Origin of the sequence: Limnospira sp. PMC 289.06, from assembly GCF_032350395.1 — a bacterium.
Lineage (GTDB): Bacteria > Cyanobacteriota > Cyanobacteriia > Cyanobacteriales > Microcoleaceae > Limnospira > Limnospira platensis.
Genome location: NZ_JARPLC010000480.1, coordinates 1 through 497 on the forward strand (window position 1 = coordinate 1; position 497 = coordinate 497).

At 38.8% G+C, this 497-nt stretch carries 1 protein-coding gene; it reads left to right on the forward strand.

All coding sequences use genetic code 11. The annotated features are described in order from the left end of the window. On the forward strand, positions 1-497 hold a 497-nt coding region (locus P5674_RS25890), incomplete at both ends, for a group II intron maturase-specific domain-containing protein (RefSeq protein ID WP_315670489.1).

Consider the following 497-nt stretch of genomic DNA (forward strand, 5'->3'; position numbering starts at 1 on the left):
GTAGGAAAATATAGAACTGGGAAAATTCCACATGGGAAACTATTAGGACACAAAATTCACATAAAACCCAGCCAAAAAGCAGTTGCCCACACAGAAGTGATAAAAGGTGTAATTAAACAACATAAAACAGCACCTCAGTCAGCCCTGATTAACAAACTAAACCCAATTATTAGGGGATGGTCAAACTATTATTCAGGGGTAGTCTCAACAGAGACCTTCAATAAGCTAGACAACATAATCTGGCAAATGTTAAGGGCATGGACAGTATCAAGATGCGGAAAGTCAAGTTACGAAAAGCTAAGAAATTATTTCAGACATAGAACAATTAAACTTAGCAATGGGAAAGAAAGACACGAAAATTGGCTGTTCCAAACCAAAGATGGGTTACATCTGTTCAAACACAACTGGACTCCAATTGTCAGACATACCTTAATACGTCCTGACGCAACACTTTATGACGGAAATTGGACTTACTGGGCAACCAGGAAAGGACAAGC